A 21166-nucleotide genomic window follows, 5' to 3' on the forward strand; every position below is an offset into this window, starting at 1 on the left:
TGAGGTGGGATTATGAAGATCATAGATGCACACGTGCATGTATTTGAAAATCTGCAGGGGTTCCGAGGAGAAGGCGAGCTGACTGCGATCGGGAACGGCAAAGGCAGATGGGCAAATGGAGATATCATAGAGATGATCCCGGAAGGCCTGGGAGATAAAGGATTTACCTATGAAACATGCCACAGAGTCCTAAAAGAAAACGGAGTAGAAAAGGCTGTGCTCCTGCAGGGAAGCTTCTATGGATTTGCCAATGAGTATGTGGCAGAAGCAATGCGTGCATATCCGGATATGTTTGTAGGAGCAGGTACATTCGACCCTATGGCAAGATATGCGGATCAGATCTATGACAGGCTGACTCAGGAACTTCAGTTTCCGATCATAAAATTTGAGACAAGTACCGGCGGCGGATTCATGTCCTACCATCATACATTTGATATTGCCGAGGTATTTATGCCCACGGCAAAAAAATGCGAAAAAAATGCACAAGTGCTTGTCCTGGATATAGGAAGTCCGGGAATGAGCAGTTTCCAGCCGGAAGGCGTAAGGAAGATCGCATTGGAGTGTTCGGGACTGAAAGTAGTTGTCTGCCATCTGCTGGCGCCTACACTCGCAGATAAGGATACGGACTATCTGAAGGAAAGCATGGAAACACTGGCTCTCCCGAATATCTATTTTGATCTGGCTGCGGTGCCGTTTAATGTACAGCCGGAAACATATCCTTTCCCGACAGGACTTGCGTTTATTAAATCTGCGAAGGATATTGTAGGAGTGGATAAATTGATGTGGGGAACGGACGTGCCATCCGTATTGATCCAGAATTCTTATCAGAAGTTGACAGAGTACATTACAGAGGGTAATATCTTTACAGAGGATGAGCTGGAAAAAGTTTACTATAAAAATGCGTTAGAGGTGTATCCCTTTTGATGAAAGATAAAAAGGTACAGATGAAGTTGATTTTATTCTTGGTATGTGTATTCTGGTTTGGGCAATATGTGTATATTCCCTACCAGACAACATATCTGTCTGAAATCGGTGTTTCTGCTCATATGATCGGAGTGATCGTCGGAGCATACGGACTGGTACAGATATTTTTCCGTATTCCCGTAGGGCTGATGGCTGATATGGGCGGCGGGCATAAGAAGATTATTACGCTGGGTATATGCTGCGTAGGAATAGCATCCTTGATAAGGGTGCTATTTCCAAATGCGGCGGGATTTCTGGCAGCCAATCTGTTTTCGGGTCTGGGGGCTTCTGCATGGATCTCTTATATGGTTTTTTACATGGGGTTTTATGATGAGGAGAGCATCCAGACAGCGACCGGGAAAGTGATCGCGGCAAATAATACCGGGGTATTGATCGGATTTGTGATCAGTTCTATGCTGTATGCGCATGTGGGAATGCGATGGATCTGCATATTCAGCATGGCAGCCGGGATTGTCGGGACGCTTTTAAGTATGGGGATCTATGAAAAGAAAAATACCGGAATCAAGGCGCAGAAAGCAGAATTATTACAGCTGTTTGTCAATCGCAGACTTTTGTTTTTCTCTTGTCTGGCTCTTTTGCAGCAAGGGGTTCAGATGGCTACCTGCATGTCTTTTACAACACAGGCAGTCAAGAAATTGGGAGCGGCAGGTTGGCAGGTAGGTGCGGCTTCTATTATTTATATTGTATTTGCGGTTTCTTTTTCTTATCTGTCCGGGAAAAAACCTTTTATACGGATCGGGCATGCGAAGATGGTACCGATTGGTTTATTTGTACAGGCTCTGTACTGTATACTTGTTCCGAATATGCGCAGTATTTATGGAATTTATTTTTGCCAGATTCTGGCGGCATTTGCGATGGGATTTTTATTTACATCGCTGACGAGTGAAAGCATGAAAGGAATTCCGAGGCAATATTATTCTACTGCCATGGGTATTTTTCAGGCGGTCTATGCCATGGGGATGACCGGTTTTCCGGTGATCGTGGGCAGTATAGAGACGGGCTGGACAGAGCGGGCGGCTTTTTATTTTATGGCAGTGTGCCTGTTGGCAGGTCTGGTTATGTCACTTAGTTTTTACAGAAGGGAGAAGGGATAAATGCATTTTGTGGATAAAGTTAAAATATGCACACCGACGGAAGGACAAGTGGGTATTTTTTGGTTAGGGCAAGCAGGGTTTTTGCTGAAAAATAGTAAAAATGAAATCTTGGCAGTAGATCCCTATCTGTCGGATGCGGTAGAACGGATCTGCGGTTTAAAGCGGCTGATGATGCCTGTGTTAGAGCCGGAGGAATTGAATCCGGATGTGTTGGTGATCAGCCATCATGATGAGGATCATCTGGATATGGACATTATACCGGAGCTGATGCAGAGAAATATAGATACAAAGCTGCTGGCGCCTAAGACGGCGTATGATATGTGCTGTAAGGCGGGGATCGCACAAGATCAGTTAGTGCGATTTGATGAGGGGACACGATACATATGTGGCGGCTTTGAGATAGAGGCCGTGTTTGCAGATCATGGAGATCATGCGCCGGATGCGGTGGGAATGCTCATTCGTACAGAAGGACAGGTGTTTTATTTTTCCGGTGATACTTCCTATCAGTGTGAACGGATGAAATATGCTGCTTTGCAGGATATAGATGTACTGATTGTGCCAATCAATGGTGAATATGGGAATATGAATGCGCTGGAGGCGGTGGAACTGGTGAATCTGGTAAAGCCGAAACTGACGATCCCCAGTCATTTTTGGACATTTATCCGGCATGGAAGCGAACCGTATATGTTTGACAGAGAGATGCGTTTGGAGGCAAAAGACAGTCCGTTCTATTTTATGTGCCAGGGGGAAGGTATACTCTGGAGCAAAGATGCAGGAGTCAAGAAGATGTAACAGCATCTTTTGGCGATCGGCCAAACAGTGCAGAGGCATAGCGAACAGAAAGCAAAAAAGTAAGGCTGTATCATTTGCGGATAATATGGTATGATAATAAGTAAGGCATTTTGTGTGCGGACGAATACGTATCGGATGTGCTCCCGTCCGGACTTGTGTTTTGATGGGATGATGGATGTTGAAGAAATAAAGGAGTATAGGCGGTAAAGAGATGAAGAAAGAGTCCTTGAAGCAGCAGGCATATAATATAATTAAAAATAAGATCATAACGTGCAAGTATCCTCCCAATTTTCTTTTAAATGAAGAAAAGCTGAAAGAGGAGATTGGGGCAAGCAGAACCCCGATCCGGGATGCCCTCAGCAGATTAGAACAGGAAGATCTGGTGAGGATCCTGCCTAAAAAGGGGATCATGGTGTCCTCACTTTCTATCCGTGAAATTAATTCTCTGTATGAAGCGCGCATGCTGATAGAACCTTATGCCATTGCGCATTATGCAATTGATATTGCTAAGGAACGATTCCAATATTATGAGCAGCGGATCAGAGAAATGGGACAGAAGACACGCCAGGGAGAAGAACTGCAGGATGATATATATGATTTTGACGATCAGATGCACCTGGAGATGATCAATGCGACAGAAAATGAGTACTTTAAAGCGTTGTATGAACGGATCAGCTACCAGAACCAACGTCTGCGGATCTTGTCCGGCGTAAAAAGCAAAGAACGTCTTGAAGAGACGCAAAGAGAGCATATTAAAATTATAGAAGCGTGCCTGGAAGAAAGATGGACAGACGCGGCGGAGGCGATGAAGGAGCATCTGGTTTGTTCGAAAAGGGCATCCTTTGCGACCATGATAGAAAGCGGCGATATGCTGCTGTAGATATAGGAGAGAAGGCATTGATTCATGTATGTGGATCAATGCCTTCTCTCCTATATAGGGTGTCTGCGTTGTTTGAAACTATACATATTTGGCATATATAGGGAGATTTTTGGCTTTTTTATATTCAAATATACCTAAAAATCATGGCTGCAGATAGATTTTGCATTCATAAAGTCTATAAAAAAGAAGGATAAAAATATAAAAAATTAATTATTTTCTATAAAGTAATTGCAAAAAAACTTAAAAGGTACTATAATGTATACAACACATAATGCAATAGAGGGTACAATAGGAGGAAACATGAGAGAACGACAATTTGTGGCGGATTTAGTGAGTGACCAAAAGCTGCCGAAAATGTTCAAAGTAAGGCAGAAGTTTTTACGTAACAGTATAGATGTGAAAGAAATTCCGAACATTATTAAAGAGCTTCTTTCGGATGAAAAATTTTCGTCACAGATACGTCCGGGAATGCACATCGCGATCACGGCAGGGAGCAGAGGTGTTGCCAATGTGGATCTGACGACAAAATGTATTGTGGATTTTGTGAAGGAGAAAGGTGCGGAACCTTTTATTGTACCTGCCATGGGAAGCCACGGAGGAGCTACGGCAAAAGGACAGAAAGCGATATTAGAAGGATATGGAATCACAGAAGAAGACATGGGGTGTCCGATTCGTTCCTCTATGGAAGTAAAGAAAATCGGTCTGACAGAAGATGGCAGGGAGGTATTTATTGACAAATATGCGGCCGAGTCAGATGGCATTATCTTGGGATGCAGGATCAAACCGCATACCGCATTCCGGGGACCTTATGAAAGCGGCATTATGAAGATGATGGCAATCGGATTGGGAAAACAGCATGGTGCAGAAGTTTGTCATGAAGCCGGCTTTAAAAATATGGCGAAAAATGTTCCGTTATTTGGAAAAGCAATCATAAAAAATGCGCCCATCTTATTTGCTGTTCCGACTATTGAAAATGCCTATGACGAGACGTGCAAGATTGTTGCAGTAAATGCAGATGAAATTGAAGAAAAAGAGCCGGATCTGTTAAAAGAGGCGGCTGCCAATATGCCTCGAATTCTTGTAGATAGCTGCGATGTGCTCGTAGTGGATCAGATTGGCAAAAACTTTAGCGGGGATGGTATGGATCCTAATATAACCGGGACATTTTGTACTCCGTATGCTACCGGCGGCATACAAGCACAGCGCGTATGTGTTTTGGACTTAAGTCCGGAGACACATGGGAATGGGATTGGATTAGGGTATTCCAGTGCGACTACGAAAAGAGTGTTTGATAAACTAGATTTGGCATCTATGTATCCAAATGCAATTACCTGTACAGTATTAGGCGGAGTCAGGATTCCGATCATCATGGAAAGCGACAGAGAGGCAATACAAGTATGTGTAAGAACCTGCAATGAAATAGATAAGGCATCTCCACGCATTGTAAGGATCCCTAATAGTCTGCATATTGAGCATATCATGCTGTCAGAATCTTATTATGAAGAAGCTGTAAAAAATGAAAATATAGAAATCGAATCACAGCCAGAGTATCTGCCTTTTGATGAGGATGGCAACCTCTGGTAATAAATAAGAAGCATAAAAGGTCAGGAGGAAAACCAAAATGAAAGCAATCAGAATCAACGCACCAGGAGAAGTAGAAATTTGCGAGGTGGAAAAGCCGGTCAGAAAACCGGGAGAGGTTTTGCTGAAATTATTATACGGAGGAATCTGTGGAAGTGATCTGGGCTCTTACAGAGGAACTTTTGCATACTTTGATTACCCGCGTATACCGGGACACGAATTCAGCGCAGAGATCGTTGAAATTGATGACAATGACAGAGGGTTGAAGCCGGGGATGATCGTAACCTGCAATCCATATTTTAACTGTACAACATGCTATAGCTGCAAACGAGGAATCGTCAATGCATGTATGAACAATGAGACAATGGGATGTCAGAGAGACGGCGCTTTTCAGGAATACATCACAATGCCGATCGAACGTGTCTATGATGGAAAAGGTCTTTCCCCAAAAGTATTAGCGGCGATCGAGCCATTCTGTATCAGTTATCACGGCGTGCAGAGAGCAGGTATCAACAAAGGGGATAAGGTACTGGTTGTCGGTTCCGGAACAATAGGTGTGTTGGCAGCAGTTGCAGCCAAAGCATTAGGCGGCGAGGTATATATCAGCGACGTGCAGGCGCCGAAACTGGAATATGTGCAGGAACAGTTTGGTTTTGCCGGGACGATTTTAAATGATTCTCCAGAGCATTTTACTGAGGCGGTTTCTGAGATCACAGGTACATATGAAGTGAATGGAAGCGTACAGCCGAACGGTTTTGACGTATGTATCGAAGCCGTAGGTCTGCCTTCTACTTTCCAGAATACGGTAGACGCGGCGGCATTTGGCGGAAAAGTCGTGCTGATCGGCGTAGGCAAGAAGAATCTGGACTTTAACTTTACACTCTTACAGAAAAAAGAACTGAATGTTTTTGGCAGCAGAAACGCTCTGAAAAAAGACTTTATCGAATTGATCGATCTGGTAAAAGAAGGTAAGGCGGATCTGGAAAAAGTGATCACAAATGTATATCCTTTTGAGGAGGCGGCAAAAGCATTTGCAGATTTTGATAAGAGTGGCGGCGATATGCTGAAAGTTGTGATTGATTTTACAAATATAAAATAAATAAAAAGAGGAGTTGTCAAAATGGAAAAATTAAATTATCAAGTATTGGAAAAATCCGGTTACCAGGGGTATATACAAAAAGAGGCGCCGGAGAAAGTGCTTCAGTTTGGAGAAGGAAACTTTTTAAGAGCATTTGTAGATTATTTCTTTGACTGCGCAAATGAAAAGACAGACTGGAAAGGAAAAGGTGTACTTGTACAGCCTATTCCCCAGGGACTGACAGATCTGATCAATGAGCAGGAAGGATTGTATACTTTATATCTGCGCGGAAGCGAAAAGGGACAGAAGGTAGACCAGAAACGTGTGATCTCCTTTGTAAACAGATGTATCAATCCATATGAAGACTTTGACGCTGTCATCAAAGCGGCATGCAGTGATGAGATGGAGTATATCGTATCGAATACAACAGAGGCAGGGATCGTATATGATCCTGAGAGCACATTTGAGCAGTGTCCTCCGAATAGCTTCCCGGCTAAATTGACGAAGCTCTTGTATGAAAGATTTAAAGCAGGCAAGAAAGGTCTTGTGATCCTGAGCTGTGAGTTGATCGATAATAATGGAAAAGAACTGGAAAAATGCGTGCTGCGTCATATTGATGACTGGAAGCTGGGCGATGCGTTTAAGAAGTGGATCGAGGAAGAAAATATTTTCTGCTCTACGTTAGTTGACCGTATCGTACCGGGCAGAATCAAAGACGCAGAAGAAGTTAAGAAAATGGAAGAAGAAAATGGGTATGCAGACGTACTGACAGATGTCGGAGAATGCTTTGGCGTATGGATCATTGAAGGACCGGCAGAATTAGAAGACCGCCTTCCATTTAAAAAGGCCGGATTAAATGTCCATGTTGTTCCGGATGTAACTCCATACAAGAAAAGAAAAGTACGTATTTTGAATGGCGCGCATACAGGATTTGTGCTGGGCGCTTATCTTGCCGGCCAGGATATCGTAAGAGACTGTATGCATAATGAAACTATCAAAGGCTTCATGAATAAAATGCTGTATGATGAGATCATCCCGACACTGCCGTTAGATAAAAAAGATTTGATGGAATTTGCTTCCGCTGTGGAAGATCGTTTCAACAATCCTTTTGTAGATCATGAATTGATGAGCATATCCTTAAACTCTACTTCTAAGTGGAGAGCAAGAAATATGCCTTCCTTTACAGAATATATCAAAGAGAAAAAGAGCCTTCCGGTATGCCTGACTATGAGTCTGGCAGCGTATATCGCATTTTACAGCAATGACATCCAGGAGAGAACAGAGGATGGGCTGATCTGTAAACGTCCAAAGGGCAACACATATAAAGTACAGGATGACGCCTGGGCTTTGGACTTCTACTATGAACACAGAGCAGACAGCGCTGAAGACCTGGTACATGCGGTGCTCACCAATGAAAAAATGTGGGGAGAAGACTTAAGTAAGATCGAAGGTCTGGAGGCAAAAGTGACAGAGAATCTCATGAAGATCCGTGAAGAGGGCGCAGAAGCAGCATACGCTTCTTGCCTGTAAGAGGAAAAAAAGAAAAGCTGATCAACGACAAAAAAGTAACCGTGATCCTTTGCTGTGGTAGAATACCACACTGGGGACGGTTACTTTTTTATTGATTTATATATGCAATCAGAGAGGTTGGATCTGCGCTGCTGTATACTAAGATGAAAAGGCTTTGCATATAGTTTTATTTTGCAAAAAATTTTAAAAAGATTTTGCCTAAAAGAGGGAATAAGTGATTGACGATTAATGTAGAGAGGATACGGAAACAACTTATAGTGGAAGATGAGTAGAGATATACAATTTTATTGTTTTGTGATATTCTGTTTGTAAAAATAGTGTCAAAAGGGGGCGGATGAAGGGTATGGACAAACCGCTTATTTTAACAAAAGAGAATGCGCATAATGAAGTGGCTGAGATGACGGCATATCATCTTCAGGACTTGCGTATACTTGAAAAAATGCCGGCCTTATGTAAATTAAATTTGGTAGGTGGAGAAGTATCTGATTTGTACCCATTAAAAAAATGCCCCAAACTGTATGCATTAAATCTCGAACTGACAAAAGTGGATAACTTTTCTTCCTTACAGGAAATAAAGAGCATCCAATATTTAAAAGTTGCAGGTATACATAATCAAATGATACCTACGATTTCAAAGATGACCGGTTTGAAACACTTGCAGGATTAAAACTAAAACATTTTAGCGTGACAAGCAGCTCCTTTTTCTTACATAGGGAAGCAAATGTTGGTTTTATAGTTATCTAAAGGAATGAGATACTATTGAACTAATTTATATTGTGTTATAAGGTGTTGAAAAGCCTGAAAATACGGGGTTTTTAAATTCAATCGAAATGTAAAGTGTTATATATTTTTATGAGGATTTGCTCCGAATTTGACCGAAAGCAGTTTGGAATGTTTATACATTTACAAAGTTACATGTTTACAATGTGCTTAATGGGTGGTATATTATAGATATAAATAAGGCACTACTGATAGTTGGTTAGTCCAAATTTGATAAAGTTACAAAAAAGTAACCGTATTCCTTTGGTCGGGGGCGGTTACTTTTTTGATTGATTTATATATGCTATCAGAATCGTTACAACGATACTCAGTATCATTAGTACGATGGATAGGAGTTCAAAATCGCTCATAAGTCAAGCCCTCCTTTCCAAGATTTCCTGTAAGCAGGATTTCTATGTAATCAGAGGGTTCAGTCCCTCTGTTGAAGGACTAACCGCCTACCATTCTCATGTAGTGCCCTGTCTCATTTTAGCAAAATTTTTCTTTTATAACAATATTTCTTTTCAAATAATCCATTAAAAATTCTAAAGTATAGCGAAGTGATAGTGGGAACGATACTGTAGAAAATTTGACTTTTTGAATAAGTTTCAAGTTATTGTTTTCAGGTGTAAGATTTTGAGAAAAATCTATACTATATAAATGAGAGGAGGTTGATAGATTGGTAGAAGATAGTAAAATTATTGATTTGTTTTTTATACGAAAGCAGGCACTTATAGAATTATCAGAAAAATATGGAATGGCGTGTGAGCGTATCGCAAGAAATATTTTAAAAAATCATCGTGATGTAGAGGAGCGTGTAAATGATACATACCTTGCTGTATGGAACACGATACCGCCCCAAAGCTCAAAGTCCTTACGGGCGTATATTTTCCGTATTATCTGAAACATATCTGCTGCGAAGTATCATGAAAATACGTGTATTAAGCGAAATAGTTACTATGATGTAGCATTGCAGGAATTGGAGGATTGTCTTATAGCCCCAACGACTGTTGAACAGGAAATAGAAGTAAATGAATTATCAAACTTAATCAACGATTTTCTTGAAACATTAGATAAAGAAAGTAGAATAATGTTTGTTCGTCGTTATTGATATTCTGATAGTATTTCAGATATTGCGGAACGGTTTCAAATAAGTAATAACTATAGTTTAAAGAATAAAATCAACAGATATTCCTTTAGAAAAATTTGACCCGAATTTGACCAAAAGGCAGTCAGGGCAGATGTGGAAACAGCGAAAACCCGTTAACCTTTCGGCTAACGGGTTTTCGTTGGTTTTATAGTTATCTAAAGGAATGAGAGTAAAGTGCGGCACCTTTTATAGTGCCTATACTTTATGAGGGGGGAGATAGTTGCTTTATCAACTATCTGACTTTAGTATAAAGCAAAATTATGTCAAAACTATGAGTAAAGTATAAAAGAAAACGAAAAAATATAAAATCGTTCTTAAGAATAGATGAATAAATTTTTAATCTACGATATTACACAATTTTCCGATCTTTTCGATCTCACAGATTACCTCATCTCCCTTGTTTAAAAATTTAGGCGGCGTATATCCCATGCCGGCGCCTGCGGGAGTTCCGGTTGCGATAATGGTTCCAGCCAGCAGAGTCATGCCGGAAGAAAGCTCTGCTATGATCTCGTCAATAGGGTGGATCAGGCGATCTGTACAGCTTTGCTGACGGGGTTCACCGTTGATACGAGAGGAAATATGCAGGATAGGCGGAAACGAGATTTCATCTGCCGTTACGATACAGGGCCCCATAGGCGCAAAGCCGTCCAGAGATTTTCCGAAGTACCATTGTTTATGGTCTACTTGCAGATCACGGGCGGAAACATCATTGAGGACAGTATAACCATAGATATACTGTGACGCAGTGGCGGGGGTGATATCATGCGGCTTTACATTTTTGCAGTCCTTTCCGATAATGACGCCAAGCTCTGCCTCATAATCCAGGCTGTCTGTAAGGTCAGCATGAAGCGGGATACTATCTTTAGGACCGCTTGCAGTATGCGCACGTTTGCTGAAATATACTGCCTTTTCCTGTTTTACGATAAAGGCGTCTTTATGGAAGCGGGCGGATTCAACAGCATGCTCTGCATAATTGATTCCCAGGCATAAAATATCCTGTGCAGGATGGGGAATCGGCGCCATAAGATGCAGCGTATCCAGCTTCAGAGCAGACTGTGGGTTTGCTTTTTCAATGTTTATCAGGTTTAGCAACTGATCCAGAGGGACATGGCGGATCAGTTCGTTCATATCCGTATAAGGAAGACCGAAGCTTTCCAAGGACCAGAGCAAGTCCGGGAATTCTTTAAAGCCAATACCAATCTGAGGGGTTTGATCTGTGGAGCGGTAGGTATATAATTTCATAAAATTTGCCTCCAAAAAATAATTTTGTATAGAGCAGAAGGCGGCTGCCTTCCTGTATACATACAGATAATGCTGCAACTATTTTATCAAAGTAGTTTAAGCAAGACAAGAAGTTATTCTAAAAATTTGCCGAAACAGCGAAACCCCGTCAACCTTTCGACTGACGGGGCTCGTTGTTTTTATAGTTATCTAAAGGAATGAGAGTAAAGTGCGACACCTTGGGAACTCCCAAGATGTCTTTACTTTATGAGGGGGGAGATAGTTGTTTATCAACTATCTGATTCTTAGTATATAGAACAAATGTGTCCAAAGTATGTTTAAATCCTAAAAGAAATAGAAAAATTATTAGAGAATTCTAAAATCCGGCAGGCACATTCCGAAATACAGATGCAGGAAATACAGCGGATCGATCTGTTTACGATATTTGTAAGACTTGCCCTGCATAGATCAGATCCGGATCGGCAATTCCGTTTAAGGAGGCGATGGCGCCGACTGTTGTGCCAAACCGCTGCGCAATGCCGCTTAAAGTATCGCCGGATCGTACCGTGTAAGTTTGTGAAACCGAGGAATTGCCTCTTGGTATCTGTAAGACCTGCCCTGCATAGATCAGATCCGGATCGGCAATTCCGTTTAAGGAGGCGATGGCGCCGACTGTCGTGCCAAATCGTTGTGCAATGCCGCTTAGGGTATCGCCGGACTGTACCGTGTAAGTCTGCGAAGTGGAGGCAGTATTTTCTGGAATCTTGATCGTCTGTCCGGCGTAGATCAGATCTGGATCAGAAATGCCATTTAAGGAGGCGAGTGTCTGGTAGGTCGTGCCGAACCTTTGCGCAATGCCGCTTAAAGTATCCCCGGGCTGTACCACATACGTGACGTAATCAGAGGAGGGCGGCACAGGTGTGGGAGCGGGAGATGGCGAGCTTCCGTTCAGATGATTGAGCCCTGCCTCTTTTATGACGGAGGCATAGTCGATGAAACCGGTATCTAAGTCGACATTTCCGCTGATCCCCGGGATGTTTCCATGATTGCTGTACTGCCAGATACCGCAGTCAGTGCCGTCAAATCGGTCCGTATAATAGGCATACCAGAGAGCGTATCTTTGGGAAAGGTCAGCGGGGAGATAGGTGTTTAAGAAATTTTTATTGCTGTAATACATAGCATAGTAACCATTTGCCTCTATATGGTTACAGAAACTTTTTACCATATTTGTGGCAAGAGAAGGGGTTATTGTTACACCCTGCCCGGCAGCATAGTCGATAGATGCCTGTTCGATATCATAGCACACGGGATAATCCAGACGGTAAGAGGCAATCGTGCGCAGACATCCGTTGGCTTCTTCGATAGCAGTTTCTGGATTTATGGCATAACAAAACCAGTATACGCCGATGGGAAGTCCTATACGGTTACATGCAGATGCATTTCTGTGAAACTGTGCGTCTACGGTATTAAAACCATACCCGGCACGCAGCATGGCAAACTGATAGCCGGCCGCCTTTACTTGTTCCCAGTCGATCACTCCTTGGAATTCACTTACATCCAGTCCTTTTATATTCATAATGACTCCTTTATACAAAATAAAATTTGTCATATTAGTATATGGAAAGAAAGAGCAGAATGTGAAGAGAGCAGCGGGCAATCTTAAGAAATTCCTAACATTTTTGGTCAACAGGACTTAAAAAATATGCAATATCATGTATACTGTAAGGGAGGTGATGAAGATGTATACGATTTTAGTATGTGATGATGACAAGGAAATCGTGGAAGCTATTGAAATATATTTGACTCAGGAAGGGTATCACATCCTGAAAGCATATGATGGAATGGAAGCGCTTAGTATATTGGAGAAAGAAGAAGTTAATCTTCTTATTTTAGATGTCATGATGCCCAGGCTTGATGGGATCCGGGCGACTTTGAAGATCCGGGAAAATAATAGTATCCCGATCATCATTCTTTCCGCCAAATCAGAAGATGCGGATAAGATACTGGGCTTAAATATAGGAGCAGACGATTATGTGACGAAGCCGTTTAATCCATTAGAATTGGTGGCGCGGGTAAAGTCACAGCTGCGGCGGTATAATCAGCTTGGAGGAAACAGTAAAAAAGACGAGGATAAAGTATATGAAGTGGGCGGTCTGCGGATCAATGACGATCTGAAGGAGGTCACCGTAGATGGGGAGCCGGTGAAGCTGACCCCGATAGAGTACAATATTTTATTATTATTGACGAAAAATCAGGGCAGAGTTTTTTCTATTAATCAGATCTATGAATCTATCTGGAATGAGGAAGCGATCGGAGCGGATAATACGGTTGCGGTGCATATACGGCATATCAGGGAAAAGATAGAGATCAATCCCAAAGAACCTAGGTATTTGAAAGTAGTATGGGGAATTGGATATAAAATAGAGAAACTGTAGCCCTTGGAAAGGAGTAGTATGAATAAATGGTATAGAAAATCGGTCACGAAAGCCATATTGCTTGTTTTGGCCATTTTGGCGGCTGCTTCTACAGTGATAAGCGGGGTGGTGGTCCTTTCGTTTTCAGGAAACATATTCCGGCAGAATTTCTGGGAATCTATGGAACTTCCCTATGAAGAGTCAGAAGACTTTCATTTGGCAGTAGAAAATGCGGTCTATACGATACTTGAACAGTATTGCTGGGAAGAGAATCTACAGACAGATGGAGTATATGATGAAAATAAGCTGGTGGATATTATAGAATATGGAGAAACGAGTAAAGTTTCTGGAAAGAATATATCCGGTCTGGCATACCGACTGGCTGATCTGTATAACTGGGGACTACTTCTGAATGACGGGCAGTATATGCGCACGGATACAGGTGTGATCGTATGTGAGAAACCGGATGGAACGTATTACTACTATTATCAGGAAGAATTTTTCAACATGTTGGAGGACGGTACGCTTAAAATCCAAATGTCGGAAGAATCTAAGGAGTCTTTCTTGTATGATCTGCAGCAGGGGTTCTATACTGCACCGGGACATTATGATGTAAGCATAATAAATAAAGCGGGAGAAACAGTCTATACGGACTGTTGGAATTTTGGAAGTTCCATGGTGGAAGAATATGCGCCGGAGGGAGCAAATACGCTTCTGGAAGTTGTCAATAAAACGCCTGCTTTAAACGGAAAATTGGACTTTATATATGGAAGTCTGGAAAGCGCAGCGTATAGTTTGAGCAGTGCTGTCGATCTATATCAAAAAGGTGTGAATGCGTATGGAGAAGGAAATACGAATTTTACCTATATATATGCGGATCAGGATACAAAAACTGTATTTACCAATAAGGCGGAATACAAGGAGTTTGACAAAATAGAAGAGAATATCAGCCGGATGATCTCTGATGAAAAGGATAAATATATTATCATCTATCCTAAATTGAAAGATTTTAAGACAAATATGGATATTGCCGCCGGTACATACTATGACATGGTCAAGTATTATGTGGATGGTACAATAGGAGAAAATGTAATCTTAGCCGTAAGTATAGATACCGGTTTTCCGATCCAGGACGGCTTCTATACGGCGAAAGAAACGTATGACGCAAATCTTCCCTATTTGCGCAGCAGTGCAGTCACAGGTATGGCAAGTCTGTTCGTATTTATAGTTACGCTGATCTGGATGACGTTGATCACCGGCAGGAGACCGGAAGATGATGAGATCCATCTGAATGGATTCGACAGATGGAAAACAGAGATTGCGGCAGCTCTCGTTATTGGAATCTGGTTGGCCTTTACGATTATGGTGGGGACAGAGTGGTCAGGGCTTACCCAGGTATACAATGTTTCGTATCTGCACGATGCAATACAGTATGTATATTTTAACGGACTTTCCACGGCGTATTTGAGCATAACCGATATGATCGTGATGGGAGTATACGGTATTTTTACGGCACTTTGTTTTTTCGCAGGATATCTCAGTCTTGTAAGAAGGATAAAGGCGGGAACTGTCTGGAAAAACAGCCTGCTGTACGCAGTCAGCGGTTTTGCGGCAGCGACTTGGAAAAAGCGCGCGGTTACGTTTCAGGGCATCGCCTCTCTTATTGTTCTTGCCTTTCTCCATGGCATGTGCCTTGTGACAGGCTGGCATATTGTATTTGTGATACCGGCCATACTGGCAGATCTGGGCGTTGTTTATATAGTAGTGAGCAATGCGATCGCTAAAGACCGAATCAAAAAAGGCATTGAGCAGATTGTTTCAGGCGATTTGGATTATCAGATAGAGCTAAAAGGATTACGAGGAAAGAATCTGGAGATCGCGGAGAAAGTCAACAATATTGGAAGCGGTCTGAACCGCGCGGTAGAGGAAAACATGAAGAGCGAGCGGCTAAAGACAGATCTGATCACAAATGTTTCCCATGATATTAAAACACCGCTTACCTCGATCATCAATTATGTGGATCTTCTAAAAAGAGAAAATCTGCAAGATGAAAAGGTGCAAGGGTATCTTGCGATCCTCGAGGCAAAAGCACAGCGTTTGAAGATATTGACAGAGGATGTCGTAGAGGCGTCAAAAGTAAGCAGCGGAAATATAAAATTAGAGTTTATGAATGTCGATCTTGTAGAGATGATCCAGCAGACGGAAGGGGAATTTGAGGAGAAATTTGCCGCTCGGAATCTGTCCGTCATAACAAGCCTGCCGGATCAGCCGGCAGTCATACGTGTGGATGGCAGACGACTCTGGAGAGTTCTGGAGAATATATATGGAAATGCGGCAAAATATGCGATGCCGGGGACAAGAGTCTATGCGGATCTGGGAGTAGGGGAGGAGACCGTGCTGTTTTCCCTGAAGAATATCTCAGAGCAGCAGCTCAATATCTCTGCTGACGAATTAACGGAACGTTTTATCCGGGGCGATTTGTCTAGAAGTACGGAAGGCAGCGGTTTAGGACTGTCGATCGCCCAGAGCCTGATGAAGATGTTGGGAGGGACTATGCAGTTGTATCTGGACGGAGATCTATTCAAGGTAGAACTGGAATTTCCGAGAGTGAAGGAAAAGTAAAATATAGATTGTATTAAAGAGGAGAAGGCTCCGGCCGGCATTTGGTAACAAACGCCGCCGGAGCTTATTTTCTTATTGGATAATCCATAAGGTTGACTTCAATGGAGAGACAGTATAAAGAAAGATTACCAGGACTTGACAAAAGAAAGTTTTCTGTGTTACGATTTTTGTTACCATATGAAGAAAAGGCAATGATGAAGAGAGTACGTTTTTTGGAATTTTACAGAGAGTCCTGTATGATGAGAAGGGATGAAGGAAGAAAAGCGGAAGATGGCTTTTGAGCAGCGAATGTGAGCCAAGGCAGATCGTATATTATAGAAGAAGTCTTGATATCCTGGCAAGCATGCGATGGGACCGCCCATTACAGCGGTAAGTGCTTTTGCACTTGTGGAGGCTTTTGCCGTGAGGCGGAAGCGAATAAGAAGTGGTACCACGGCGATTTCCCGTCTTCTGTGTTTAGAGAAGACGGGTTTTTTATTTCATGCTTTCTTATGAAATAAAAACAGGAATGTGTACTTGCATGAGCAGAATCATTGTTTCACAGCCGTGCACGGCACGGGATAAGTGATCAAAAAAAGAAAAGGAGAGAGAAACATGTGTGACAAACCCAAATATTATATTACTACGGCAATTGCCTATACGTCTGGCAAGCCGCATATCGGAAATACCTATGAGATCGTATTGGCAGATGCGATCGCGCGATACAAGAGAAGTCAGGGATATGATGTGTTTTTCCAGACAGGTACAGATGAGCATGGGCAGAAGATCGAACTAAAAGCAGAAGAAGCGAATGTTACCCCGAAAGAATTCGTGGACAACATCTCATCAGAGATCAAAAGAATATGGGATCTGATGGATACTTCCTATGATAAATTTATCCGTACGACAGATGCGGACCATGAGAAGCAGGTACAGAAGATTTTTAAAAAGCTGTATGAGCAGGGAGATATTTATAAAGGATACTATGAAGGAATGTATTGCACCCCGTGCGAATCTTTCTTTACGGAGTCACAGCTGGTGGATGGAAAATGTCCGGACTGCGGCAGGGAAGTGCAGCCGGCAAAAGAAGAAGCATACTTCTTTAAAATGAGCAAGTATGCAGACAGACTGATCGAACATATTAATACACATCCGGAGTTTATACAGCCTGTATCACGTAAGAATGAAATGATGAATAACTTCCTTCTTCCGGGTCTGCAGGATTTATGTGTATCCAGGACTTCTTTCAAATGGGGGATCCCGGTTGACTTTGATGAAAAACATGTAGTTTATGTTTGGCTGGATGCGCTGACGAACTATATTACCGGAATTGGATATGACTGTGACGGCAGCAGTACAGAACAATTTGGAAAACTGTGGCCCGCAGACCTGCATTTGATCGGGAAGGATATTATACGTTTCCATACGATCTATTGGCCGATCTTCTTGATGGCCTTAGGACTGCCTCTGCCGAAACAGGTATTTGGACATCCATGGCTGCTCCAGGGAGACGGCAAGATGAGCAAATCGAAAGGAAATGTTCTCTATGCAGATGAACTGGTAGATTTCTTCGGGGTTGACGCAGTCCGTTATTTTGTCCTCCACGAAATGCCATTTGAAAACGACGGCATTATTTCCTGGGAGCTAATGGTAGAGCGTATGAACTCCGATCTCGCGAATACATTAGGGAACCTGGTCAATCGTACAGTTTCTATGACAAATAAATATTTTGGCGGAACAGTGCAGGATAAAGATATTTCAGAAGAGGTAGACGCAGATCTGAAACGAGTGGTGGAAGAAACGCCAAAGCTGGTAAACGCAAAAATGGATGAATTGAGAGTTGCGGATGCAATTACAGAAATTTTTAACTTGTTTAAGCGCTGTAATAAATATATTGATGAGACAATGCCGTGGGTCCTGGCAAAAGAAGAGGCGAAAAGAGATCGTTTGGAGACGGTTCTGTGGAATTTGATCCAAAGTATTTCAGAAGGCGCGAGACTTTTAGAGCCATATATGCCGTCTACAAGTAAAAAGATCCTTGAGCAGCTTGGCAATGGACAGGTGACAGCGAAACCAGAGATTCTTTTCCAGAGGCTGGATGTAGAAGAAGTACTGAAAAAGGTAGAAGAGTTGCATCCTCCGGTACAGGACGAAAAAGAAGAAGCGGTCATCGATATAGAAGCAAAACCGGAGATCACATTTGAACAGTTTGGCACGATGCAGTTCCAGGTGGGAGAAATTATTGCCTGTGAGGCGGTAAAAAAATCGAAAAAACTGCTTTGCTCCCAGGTGAAGATCGGAAGCCAGGTAAAGCAGATCGTGTCAGGAATAAAAGCACATTATACGCCAGAAGAAATGGTGGGAAAGAAAGTGATGGTTCTTGTAAACTTAAAACCTGCAAAATTAGCGGGAGTTTTATCTGAAGGCATGCTTTTGTGCGCAGAAGATGCGGAAGGCAATCTGTCATTGATGGTGCCGGAAAAAAATATGCCTGCAGGAGCAGAAATTTGCTAAATTTAACGAGAAAAAGGAAGTTTTGTTAAAATTTAAACGTAAAAGAACGTAAGCGTAATAACTGTATATTGCATACCCATTCGGGAATTCCGTGACACATGTCTTGCAAGCGGGTGTACCGGGCACAACGAGGCATAAGCGGGGGAAATTTCGGCAAAGCCCTGATGAGCGTTGTAATATGCAGTTGTCGTACTTACGTTCTTTTTTCAGTTCAATATATAGTTATTTTGTCAATATTTCTACACCGTCTTCTTTTATGAGTACCATATATTCAATCTGGGCAGACAGTCCATCGTCAATGGTATATACAGTCCAATCGTTTTCTTCATCTACATAGAAATCAGGACTGCCTTCATTGATCATAGGTTCGATCGTGAACATCATGCCGGGTACGAGGAGCATCTCGCTGCCCTTAGGGGTAACATAGCTTACGAAAGGATCCTCGTGGAACTGTAGACCGATGCCGTGCCCTCCTATATCTTCTACGACGGAATACCCGTTTGCTTGTGCATGGCTATTGATAGCATACGCGATATCCCCCAAGTGGCCCCAGGGTTTTGCGGCTTCCAGACCAAGATTGACACATTCTTCTGTCACACGTATAAGGCGCTCAGCGCGTTCGGAAATCTGCCCTAGTTTAAACATACGAGAAGCGTCAGAGAAATATCCGTTTAGAATTGTGGATACGTCCACATTAATGATATCTCCTTCTTTGAGTATAATGTCTCTGTCCGGTATGCCATGACAAATTTCGTTATTGATGGACGTGCATACACTCTTCGGAAAACCCTGGTAATTGAGTGGCGCCGGTATGCCGCCATGTTCTTTGGTAAAAGTATATACAATGTCATCAATTTCTGCCGTGCTCATACCGATATGGATCTGCCTGGCCACTTCGTCCAGGACCGCAGTATTGAGCTTTGCGCTTTCTTTGATTTTTTCAATCTGGAAAGGTGTTTTTAACATTTTACGTGTGGGGACGATTTCCCCTTTTTCTGCATGAAGCATCATTTTTTCTTCAATCGGCATGTGGCATTTTTTATATTTTTTGCCGCTGCCGCACCAGCATATATCATTTCTTTCCATGAATCGTTCGCTCCTTTTTATAAATTTTAATGTTCTATCTGGTGAATAAAAAGCCCGCTGCGCAGTTTGGGCTCAAACCAGGTCGATTTTGGCGGCATCAGAAGATTGGCATCAGCCACTGCAAGCAGTTCTTCCATAGATGTGGGATACATAGAAAAGGCAATCCCCTTCGTTTTATCCACTTCTTCTTGTAATGCGTGAAGACCCCGGATCCCACCGACAAAATGGATCCGTGGATCGGTTTTGGGGTCTTGTATCTGAAGGATAGGGGCAAGTACAAAATTTTGCAGGACGGATACATCCAGAGCTTCCACAGGAGAATCTGAATAAAGACAAGGATCTGCTTCCAGACAGTACCAGTTTCCATTTCCATATAGGCCAAACTGTCCTTTCTTTTGAGGATGGAATGGCGCACTTCCAATTTTCTGTATGTGAAAATGCTTCTCTATCATAGTGAGAAGTTCAGTAAATGTATATCCATTGAGATCTGTTATAACACGATTATAGTCAAAAATCTGTAATTCGTCGGAAGAAAACAAAACAGAGAGAAAGTAGTTGAATTCTTCAGTCCCGGTGTAGTCAGGATGTGCATCTCTGCGCATCAGGCCTACTTTGACAGCAGAAGCGGCACGATGGTGTCCATCTGCAATATAGACCTGCTCAATAGAGGAAAAAATTTGAGAGATTTGCTCGATCAGATTAATTTCCTTTATCTGCCACACCTGATGCCGGATAGAGTCATCACTGACAAAATCATAGAGCGGTGCAGAAGCACACACCTTTTCCAACAAAATCTTCAAGGCGGCGTGTGGACGATAAGCAAGAAAAATAGGGCCGGTCTGGGCGCTTAAAGTATCCACGTGGCGGATACGGTCTAATTCTTTCTCTTCGCGTGTATTTTCATGTTTGCGGATGATATGATTCAGATAATCGTCTATAGAAGCACAACCGACAATACCTGTCTGAGTATGCTGCCCCATTGTCAGTGCATACACATAATAGCAGGGGCTCTCATCCTGCATAAAAGAGCCGTCTAGGAGCATAGCTTCCAGGAGTTTGGCCGCCTTGTCATATACGGGCTGAGAATACATATCCGCATCTTCCGGAAATTGTGTTTCCGGGCGGTCGATCTTTAAAAATGAATGGGGATTCTTTTCTGTGATCTCACGAGCTTCTCTTCGGTTATACACATCATAGGGAAGAGCCGCAATGGAAGAAACAAGTTCTTTGGAGGGGCGGATTCCCTTGAAAGGTCGGATAGCAGTCATGGTGATTTCTCCTTTTTCTTATAGACTGAACACATTTTAACACAAAAACTTCTTCATTGTCACCTTAGTCAGCGCGGTTTTCATATATTAGGATGAGGTACGCTTTCGTTATTGTATCATATATTCTGGGATTCGACAAAAGGTTTCAAAAATATACATGAATTGCTTGCCGGGAATAAAAAAGTATAGTACTATAAAAAATTGAAGGAGTGAT

At 42.4% G+C, this 21166-nt stretch carries 17 protein-coding genes; 13 read left to right on the top strand and 4 right to left on the bottom strand.

Features of this window, described 5'->3' with window-relative positions; genetic code table 11:
- Positions 1-12: 12 nt before the first annotated feature.
- The 9 genes from WKT01_RS05160 to WKT01_RS05200 all read left to right on the top strand — a co-directional run bounded on the left by WKT01_RS05160 (position 13) and on the right by WKT01_RS05200 (position 9602).
- Positions 13-924, top strand: a complete 912-nt coding sequence (locus tag WKT01_RS05160; RefSeq protein ID WP_340311566.1) for an amidohydrolase family protein — start codon at positions 13-15, stop codon at positions 922-924.
- Entirely contained in the window at positions 924-2078 is a 1155-nt protein-coding gene (locus WKT01_RS05165) for an MFS transporter (RefSeq protein ID WP_340311567.1), read from the top strand. Before WKT01_RS05160 ends, WKT01_RS05165 begins: the two co-directional genes overlap by 1 nt.
- On the top strand, positions 2079-2870 hold the full coding sequence (locus tag WKT01_RS05170; RefSeq protein ID WP_117975105.1) for an MBL fold metallo-hydrolase: 792 nt from the start codon (positions 2079-2081) through the stop codon (positions 2868-2870). It begins immediately after the preceding gene.
- Between the two features lie 211 nt (positions 2871-3081).
- Positions 3082-3750: a GntR family transcriptional regulator gene (locus tag WKT01_RS05175; RefSeq protein ID WP_117975106.1), complete on the top strand. Its 669-nt coding sequence runs from the start codon at positions 3082-3084 to the stop codon at positions 3748-3750.
- Positions 3751-4050: 300 nt separating this feature from the next.
- A complete protein-coding gene (locus WKT01_RS05180) occupies positions 4051-5334 on the top strand; it encodes a lactate racemase domain-containing protein (RefSeq protein ID WP_059067323.1) in 1284 nt (427 codons plus the stop codon).
- 37 nt (positions 5335-5371) lie between these two features.
- A complete protein-coding gene (locus WKT01_RS05185; protein ID WP_282923618.1) occupies positions 5372-6430 on the top strand; it encodes a zinc-binding alcohol dehydrogenase family protein in 1059 nt (352 codons plus the stop codon).
- Positions 6431-6451: 21 nt separating this feature from the next.
- Complete coding sequence (locus WKT01_RS05190; RefSeq protein WP_340311568.1) at positions 6452-7939, top strand: tagaturonate reductase; 1488 nt, start codon at positions 6452-6454, stop codon at positions 7937-7939.
- 343 nt (positions 7940-8282) lie between these two features.
- Positions 8283-8606 (top strand): hypothetical protein, encoded by a 324-nt coding sequence (locus WKT01_RS05195; RefSeq protein WP_147337200.1) that lies wholly within the window; start codon positions 8283-8285, stop codon positions 8604-8606.
- Between the two features lie 771 nt (positions 8607-9377).
- On the top strand, positions 9378-9602 hold the full coding sequence (locus WKT01_RS05200; RefSeq protein ID WP_242866606.1) for a sigma factor: 225 nt from the start codon (positions 9378-9380) through the stop codon (positions 9600-9602).
- Between the two features lie 582 nt (positions 9603-10184).
- Here WKT01_RS05200 and WKT01_RS05205 read toward each other — a convergent pair.
- Positions 10185-11090 (bottom strand): fumarylacetoacetate hydrolase family protein, encoded by a 906-nt coding sequence (locus WKT01_RS05205; RefSeq protein ID WP_117975110.1) that lies wholly within the window; start codon positions 11088-11090, stop codon positions 10185-10187.
- Between the two features lie 415 nt (positions 11091-11505).
- On the bottom strand, positions 11506-12645 hold the full coding sequence (locus tag WKT01_RS05210; protein ID WP_340311569.1) for a LysM peptidoglycan-binding domain-containing protein: 1140 nt from the start codon (positions 12643-12645) through the stop codon (positions 11506-11508).
- 163 nt (positions 12646-12808) lie between these two features.
- On the opposite strand from WKT01_RS05210, the gene WKT01_RS05215 reads away from it, so the two are divergent.
- From WKT01_RS05215 to metG, 4 genes are all read left to right on the top strand, one after another.
- Positions 12809-13504, top strand: a complete 696-nt coding sequence (locus WKT01_RS05215) for a response regulator transcription factor (RefSeq protein WP_059067336.1) — start codon at positions 12809-12811, stop codon at positions 13502-13504.
- A gap of 18 nt (positions 13505-13522) precedes the next feature.
- Positions 13523-16105, top strand: coding sequence for a sensor histidine kinase (locus WKT01_RS05220; protein ID WP_340311570.1), 2583 nt, complete (start codon positions 13523-13525; stop codon positions 16103-16105).
- A gap of 101 nt (positions 16106-16206) precedes the next feature.
- Positions 16207-16386 (top strand): hypothetical protein, encoded by a 180-nt coding sequence (locus tag WKT01_RS13740; RefSeq protein ID WP_059067340.1) that lies wholly within the window; start codon positions 16207-16209, stop codon positions 16384-16386.
- A 313-nt stretch (positions 16387-16699) separates the two neighbouring features.
- Positions 16700-18598, top strand: coding sequence for a methionine--tRNA ligase (metG, locus tag WKT01_RS05225; protein ID WP_270395466.1), 1899 nt, complete (start codon positions 16700-16702; stop codon positions 18596-18598).
- 222 nt (positions 18599-18820) lie between these two features.
- Here metG and WKT01_RS05230 read toward each other — a convergent pair whose 3' ends face one another.
- Complete coding sequence (locus tag WKT01_RS05230; RefSeq protein ID WP_059067344.1) at positions 18821-19684, bottom strand: methionyl aminopeptidase; 864 nt, start codon at positions 19682-19684, stop codon at positions 18821-18823.
- A 26-nt stretch (positions 19685-19710) separates the two neighbouring features.
- Complete coding sequence (locus WKT01_RS05235; RefSeq protein WP_059067346.1) at positions 19711-20952, bottom strand: DUF1015 domain-containing protein; 1242 nt, start codon at positions 20950-20952, stop codon at positions 19711-19713.
- Positions 20953-21166 lie beyond the last annotated feature (214 nt).

The organism is Mediterraneibacter sp. ICN-202921 (assembly GCF_037890075.1).
Taxonomy (GTDB): Bacteria; Bacillota; Clostridia; order Lachnospirales; family Lachnospiraceae; genus Mediterraneibacter; species Mediterraneibacter massiliensis.